The organism is Tateyamaria sp., assembly GCF_059783535.1.
The window spans coordinates 1-6,103 of the sequence record NZ_JBYNDP010000175.1 but is presented as its reverse complement, the minus strand read 5'-3'; the positions used below and the strand labels follow the sequence as shown (position 1 = coordinate 6,103).

Genomic DNA, 6,103 nt, shown 5'->3' with positions numbered 1-6,103 from the left:
AACCCGACCGAGGATCACACCTATTGGCAAGGGTTTGCGCCGCGCACGGCCAAGGGGTTGCGGTTCGAGACATTGCCAAAAGGTCAGTGATGAACGTCACCACACGCGACCTTGGCGGGCACAAATTCACGGTGCGGACATGGGGCGACCCTGCGCATCCGATGATTTTGATGCTGCACGGGTTTCCCGAGTATGGCGGCGCGTGGGACGAAATCGCTACACGCCTGTCCGACCGTTATTACTGCGTTGCCCCCGATCAGCGCGGGTATGGTGCCAGCTACGCCCCGGACGATGTCGGGGAATATGCGACATCGAAGCTCGTCGGCGACATGGCGCACCTGATCGCCGACCGTGGCTCGGTCATCGTGATGGGCCATGACTGGGGCGCATCCGTTGCTTATGGCCTGGCCATGTTCCGACCCGAGCTGGTGTCGCACCTGATCATTGCCAACGGCGTACATCCGGTGCCCTTTCAGCGAGCGATGGCGGCAGGTGGAGCCCAGTCAGAGGCGTCGCAATACATCAATTTCCTGCGCAGCGCGGGGTCCGAGGATACGCTGGCGGTCGACGATTTCGGCAAACTTCTCAAGCTGTTTTCGGCCAAGATGGACATGAGTTGGCTGGCGGGTGAGCGGCTGGAGGCCTACAAGGCCGTGTGGCGGCAATCCGGGCTGCGCGGCATGATCAACTGGTATCGCGCCTCGCCCCTGATCGTGGCCGACCCCGGCGCACCTGTGGACATGCCCGACCTGCCCCTGGATAGGCTGCGCGTCACCTGTCCCCATCTGCTGATCTGGGCCGACGGCGACACGGCGCTGTTGCCGATATCGACGGAAGGTCTTGAGCAGTTTGCGCCGTCACTGACCCGCAAGCATGTGTCGGATGCCGACCACTGGCTGCTGCACCAACAACCCGACGCCGTTGTGGAGATCGTAAACAACTGGCTTGGCTGATGTCTTCCCAAGTGGCTTTGATCGCGGCATAGTTGTCGCATTTCAAAGTACGGAGACATTTTCATGAGCCATAGATACGATATCAAGCTGGCCGCACAGATGGCCGAAGCTTCTTACAAAGGCAGAAGCAACGCCTCATTGGCAAACGCGTGGCGGGACGGCCTGGACGAAAACGACGTTCAGGCACTCTTCCTCAAGGGTGATATTCTGCTGATCCCGGGGTCAAATTCGGTGATGGACTACCTCAAGTACAATTTGCGGGTTCTGAACATCGGAGGCAAACGCTACCGGCTGGCGGATGACGATACCGAAAAAGGTGCGTCCGGTACGGTTTGGCATCAGGGGTTTCTGGCCCACGCCAAAGTGATCTTTGACTGGCTGGAGCGGAAGAACCACCGCCCGAAATACGTCATTGGTCATTCGTTGGGAGCCGCTGCGACACAAATCCTTGTGCGCACTTATGGTGTACCGGGCATCGCGTTTGCCGCCCCGCGCACGCGCCGCAACCGCGGTGCCATCAAGCATTCGAACCTGTGCTTGTGCATCAACCGCGACGATGACAGCGTCTGCGATCTGCCGGGATCGTTTCACCACATGGGTCGTGTGCATCAGGCCCGCGCGCGCCGGTCGGTCTTTGGCCCGGATCACAGCATGAAGCATTACCGCCGCGTAATCGACGAACAGCAGACGTCGGGTAAGCTGAGGACACATTGGCCAGCGTAGGTCACCGATCGTCCTGCGGCTACGTCAAGCTTTCTGAAGCGGCATGTTTTGGTTTGGTCAAGGCATGAAGCATACGAGCATGTCCGGCGTTCAACAACCAACACGTTTCGGGTTCGCCACGGTCGGTGTGGCGCATGTTCTGACACGTCTTCTTGGAAGCCACTTCGACGGCGATTTTTCGCCAATCAACTGGCGCAGGCACCCTTATCTGTGTCGCGCGAAACGCCTGCCGCAAAGCCGATTATAGTGATTCGTCTCTGCGCTCCGGAAAGGACGGGGCGCTTCCCACCCAAGGTAGAACAATTTTACAATCTACCCGTACGACGTGAAGTGTTTCCAATCCACGCACATAAGACAACCCAGATAGGCGCAGCGACGCTACAGATCTAAAACACTGAAAGAACGGGGAGTTTCACAAAAATGCGTTAAAAAAAACACATTGATGCCAAAATGCATTCCACAAATCTTTTAGATTTCGTTAAAGCTAATCAGCAGTTTCTGTTTACGAGGTCTTTACATGACACATTTCTTACAAAAAGCCGCGCTGACGTTGGCGACCGTTGCTGTCGGTACCATGGCGCAAGCTGCCACGTTCTCGGCAGACTTTACATATTCTTTGGCGGACCATCCCGATGGCGGACGCAGCGGTAGCTTTGACTACGGTATCCGTCTGGATCGTGAAGACCCTGATTTCTTTTTCACCTTTGGCAATGGCTCCAACGCCATCCTTGAATATGACGTGAGTGAGGCGACCGCTATACTGAGTGGTTCAGTGTTCCGCAGCACTGGTGTGGGCAGCACAGGTGCCGAGTATACGTTGCGGTATACTCTAGAAGGTGTTCGCGATCTTGGTGATGGCTTCTTTGTACAGGAGACCGATCAGTCCTCGGGTACTTTGTCCCTCGTTGGTGCGCCGACAGCGTCTGATCCGCAATCTGTTCTTGCCTTGGGTACAGCATCGAACGGCAGCTACTACTTCCGTTTCGACGATGACGGCCACCGTTTGGCAGACCGCGACGGCATATCCGGCCGCGGTTGGGTTCAAAGCGATCCGGGCGCGAATGATTTCTTATTCACTGCTTCGTTGGTCCCGCCCAGCGGAGGCGACCCCGACCCGGTTCCCCTGCCTGCAGCCGGTTGGATGTTACTGGCTGGTATGGGTGGCCTTGTCGCCATGCGTCGGCGCAAAAAAGCCGCCTGACAAGGTATACCTCGTAAACGAAGGCGGGCCATTCATTTGGCCCGCTTTTTGTTTTCTGGGCACCAAAGCTTTCCCTCGCAAATCCTGTCTGTCATAGTCACTGCCAATCAACAAAGAGCAGCTGCCATGACAGATCTTCTGGTGCCAGACGAGCCCCCGAAAAAAAACACACCATCCAACTACGATGCCTCCTCCATTCAGGTGCTCGAGGATATGGAGCACGTGCGCCTGCGCCCGGGGATGTATATCGGGGGCAAGGATGATCGCGCGCTGCATCACATGGTGGCTGAGATCATCGATAACTCGATGGACGAGGCCGTCGCGGGACATGCCACATGGATCGAGGTGGAACTGCATGAGAACGGCCATGTGTCCGTGCGGGACAACGGGCGTGGCATCCCGACCGATCCGCATCCCAAGGACCCGTCCAAAAGCGCGCTGGAAATCATCTTTTGCACGCTGAACGCGGGCGGCAAATTCTCGGGCGACAGTTACGAGACTTCCGGCGGCCTGCACGGCGTTGGGTCATCCGTTGTGAACGCCCTGTCCGACCATTTGCGGGTGGAAGTGGCACGCAATCGCGAGCTGTACGCGATGGAGTTTTCGCGCGGTGTGCCCCAAGCGCCGTTGGCCAAGGTCGGCGCAGCGCCCAACCGACGTGGCACCTCAGTCACGTTCCATCCGGATGCAGAAATCTTCGGGTCGCTGAAATTGAAGCCCGCCCGCCTGTTCAAGATGGCGCGGTCCAAGGCATACCTGTTCTCGGGCGTTGAAATCCGCTGGAAATCGGCCATTGCAGACGGGGACACGCCACAAGAGGCGACATTCCATTTTCCGGGCGGTCTTTCTGACTACCTTACCGAAGCGTTGGGCGGTGCGACCACTTATTCGGAGGCGCCGTTTGCTGGCTCCGTGTCCTTCGAGAAGTTCAAGGTGCCGGGCAAGGTGGAATGGGCGATCAACTGGACGCCCAGCCGCGACGGGTTCATCCAATCCTACTGTAACACCGTGCCTACACCCGAGGGTGGCACGCACGAGGCCGGGTTCTGGGCGGCGATCCTGAAGGGGATCAAGGCCTATGGCGAGTTGGTGAACAACAAGAAGGCGGGCACCATCACGCGCGAGGACCTGATCGCAGGGGCTGGCGCGCTGGTGTCGTGCTTTATCCGTGAACCTGAGTTTGTGGGCCAGACGAAGGATCGCCTCGCCACGGTCGAGGCACAGCGGATGGTCGAAAACTCGGTCCGCGATCACTTTGACAACTGGCTGGCCGCCGACACCAAATCTGCCGGGGCCATCCTGGATTTCCTGGTTCTACGTGCCGAAGAACGGCTGCGCAGAAGGGCCGAGAAAGAAACACAACGCAAGTCCGCCACTAAGAAACTTCGACTTCCCGGCAAATTGGTGGACTGCTCTTCATCAACACGCGATGGCACGGAGTTATTCATTGTCGAGGGCGACAGCGCGGGCGGGTCAGCCAAAATGGCCCGGGATCGCAAGACCCAAGCGCTTTTGCCCCTGCGCGGGAAGATCCTGAACGTATTGGGCGCAGCGTCGTCCAAGCTGGGGTCGAATGCCGAAATTTCGGACCTGACGCAGGCGCTTGGTGTGGGTCTCGGCGCCAAGTTCAACATTGATGATCTGCGGTACGACAAGGTCATCATCATGACCGACGCGGATGTGGATGGCGCGCATATCGCGGCACTGTTGATGACATTCTTTTACACCCAGATGCGGCCGATGATTGATGCAGGGCATCTCTATCTGGCTTGCCCGCCCCTGTTCCGGCTGACGCAGGGGGCTCGCCGCGTCTATTGCCTGGACGAGGTCGAGAAGAACGCGCTGATGGAGAGCGGTCTGGGCGGCAAGGGCAAAATCGACGTGTCCCGCTTCAAGGGTCTGGGCGAGATGGATGCGAAGGACCTGAAAGACACCACAATGAACCCCGCGACGCGTAAGCTGATCCGCGTCTCAATTGACGAGGACGAACCGGGTGAAACTGGGGACCTTGTGGAGCGCCTGATGGGCAAGAAGCCGGAGATGCGGTTTCAGTATATTCAGGAGAATGCGCGGTTTGTGGAGGAGTTGGATGTTTGAGGCAATATCCGATCATTCGGTAGGAGAGAAATCTACCGGTCGCTTCGCTTGGTTCCATAACATCATCTCTTCCAATCGCTCTTGTGTTGGAAGCTCTTTCGCTTCACCTTCTGTATGCCCTTCATACATTTTCTTTTCAGTCATCCACCCTAAAAAGTCGTAATATTCGTTTTCTAGAGCAGTAGCTCCAGGAAGTACCGCGCCAACCTCAACTCTCAGGAAATCTCTTAAACACTTGATAGCTCTCCGAAAATCGTTCCTGTGGAATGCGACATCTACACCCGAAAGGTCTGATAAGCACCTTTTGAGTTCATATGGATTTCGCTCAAAAATAATGAACCTCTTGTCAGAAGTTTCCGGGTCAGGCGCTTTGAATCTTCCCATGTCCAGTCCGAGTTCGAAGGGCATATTCATCCGAAACGCTTCACCAGCTGTTACTGAGACTGCGCGGCTGAGATCGTGTATCGAATACCGGCATGTCTCAATCAAAAGGATGATCTTCTCGAGCCGATTTTGACCTGCATCGAGACTTTCCGAAGCCAGCCTCGGTGTTAGCTCAGCTCTCACGACGCAGAACAAGATTGCCTCCAGAATAGGAGCGAAATCTTCATCAAATGGGCAGTTCACAAAAACAGATTGGTTGTATTGATTCAAGCACTAGCCCTTTGGTGGGTAAGGATCTTTCCCATATGTGTTCCGCTCGCGAATTCGACCATCGCGCCCATGGATATAGAGTTCACCGCCATCCCGCTTTGCTTTTTCCTTAGCAATTTCGACAGCTTCTTTTTGTGTTGAAACCACTCTAGATGCACGAAGGGAACCCGCCGAACGGACTGCCCATTTGCCATTTCTGGGCGTCACATGAACACCTTTCTGCGCCACGAACCACTCCTTTTACGTACTTGGTATCATAACCTGTCAGCATTGATGCTGCAATTCTTGAACGCTTGCTGAATACATTGAAACGCTTGCAAGCGCCCCATCGACGGGCCGCGGTGCGGCGATACGACCTCTCCGCAGCAGAGCTTTATCGCAGCCACGTACATCTTCGATCTGAACGACGCGCATAAATCGACCATATCGCCGTGCCGGGGGGCGGCCCGGCGATGGGGCGGCGCCTGCGGCTTGA

The 6,103-nt window shown here is 56.5% G+C and carries 7 protein-coding genes; 4 read left to right on the top strand and 3 right to left on the bottom strand.

Annotation, left to right across the window (positions count from 1 at the left end; translation table 11 throughout):
- The first annotated feature begins 89 nt into the window (after positions 1-89).
- From AC6RA8_RS20395 to AC6RA8_RS20380, 4 genes are all read left to right on the top strand, one after another.
- Entirely contained in the window at positions 90-953 is an 864-nt protein-coding gene (locus AC6RA8_RS20395; RefSeq protein WP_500355371.1) for an alpha/beta fold hydrolase, read from the top strand.
- A 63-nt stretch (positions 954-1,016) separates the two neighbouring features.
- Positions 1,017-1,676, top strand: coding sequence for an alpha/beta hydrolase family protein (locus AC6RA8_RS20390; RefSeq protein WP_500355368.1), 660 nt, complete (start codon positions 1,017-1,019; stop codon positions 1,674-1,676).
- Between the two features lie 517 nt (positions 1,677-2,193).
- Positions 2,194-2,877, top strand: coding sequence for a VPLPA-CTERM sorting domain-containing protein (locus AC6RA8_RS20385; RefSeq protein ID WP_500355366.1), 684 nt, complete (start codon positions 2,194-2,196; stop codon positions 2,875-2,877).
- A 126-nt stretch (positions 2,878-3,003) separates the two neighbouring features.
- Entirely contained in the window at positions 3,004-4,974 is a 1,971-nt protein-coding gene (locus AC6RA8_RS20380) for a DNA gyrase/topoisomerase IV subunit B (protein ID WP_500355364.1), read from the top strand.
- A gap of 12 nt (positions 4,975-4,986) precedes the next feature.
- Here AC6RA8_RS20380 and AC6RA8_RS20375 read toward each other — a convergent pair whose 3' ends face one another.
- From AC6RA8_RS20375 to AC6RA8_RS20365, 3 genes are all read right to left on the bottom strand, one after another.
- Positions 4,987-5,628 (bottom strand): hypothetical protein, encoded by a 642-nt coding sequence (locus AC6RA8_RS20375; RefSeq protein WP_500355363.1) that lies wholly within the window; start codon positions 5,626-5,628, stop codon positions 4,987-4,989.
- 3 nt (positions 5,629-5,631) lie between these two features.
- Positions 5,632-5,835 carry a DUF2188 domain-containing protein gene (locus AC6RA8_RS20370; RefSeq protein ID WP_500355373.1) on the bottom strand — a complete coding sequence of 68 codons (204 nt, stop codon included), beginning with the start codon at positions 5,833-5,835 and terminating at the stop codon, positions 5,632-5,634.
- Positions 5,836-5,882: 47 nt separating this feature from the next.
- Positions 5,883-6,103: hypothetical protein (locus tag AC6RA8_RS20365; RefSeq protein WP_500355361.1), on the bottom strand; the 221-nt coding region annotated here is incomplete at its 5' end.

Bases quoted from the DNA above. Each gene is read 5' to 3' on its own strand.
- AC6RA8_RS20395 (WP_500355371.1), top strand. From the start codon at position 90: ATGAACGTCACCACACGCGACCTTGGCGGGCACAAATTCACGGTGCGG.
- AC6RA8_RS20390 (WP_500355368.1), top strand. From the start codon at position 1,017: ATGAGCCATAGATACGATATCAAGCTGGCCGCACAGATGGCCGAAGCT.
- AC6RA8_RS20385 (WP_500355366.1), top strand. From the start codon at position 2,194: ATGACACATTTCTTACAAAAAGCCGCGCTGACGTTGGCGACCGTTGCT.
- AC6RA8_RS20380 (WP_500355364.1), top strand. From the start codon at position 3,004: ATGACAGATCTTCTGGTGCCAGACGAGCCCCCGAAAAAAAACACACCA.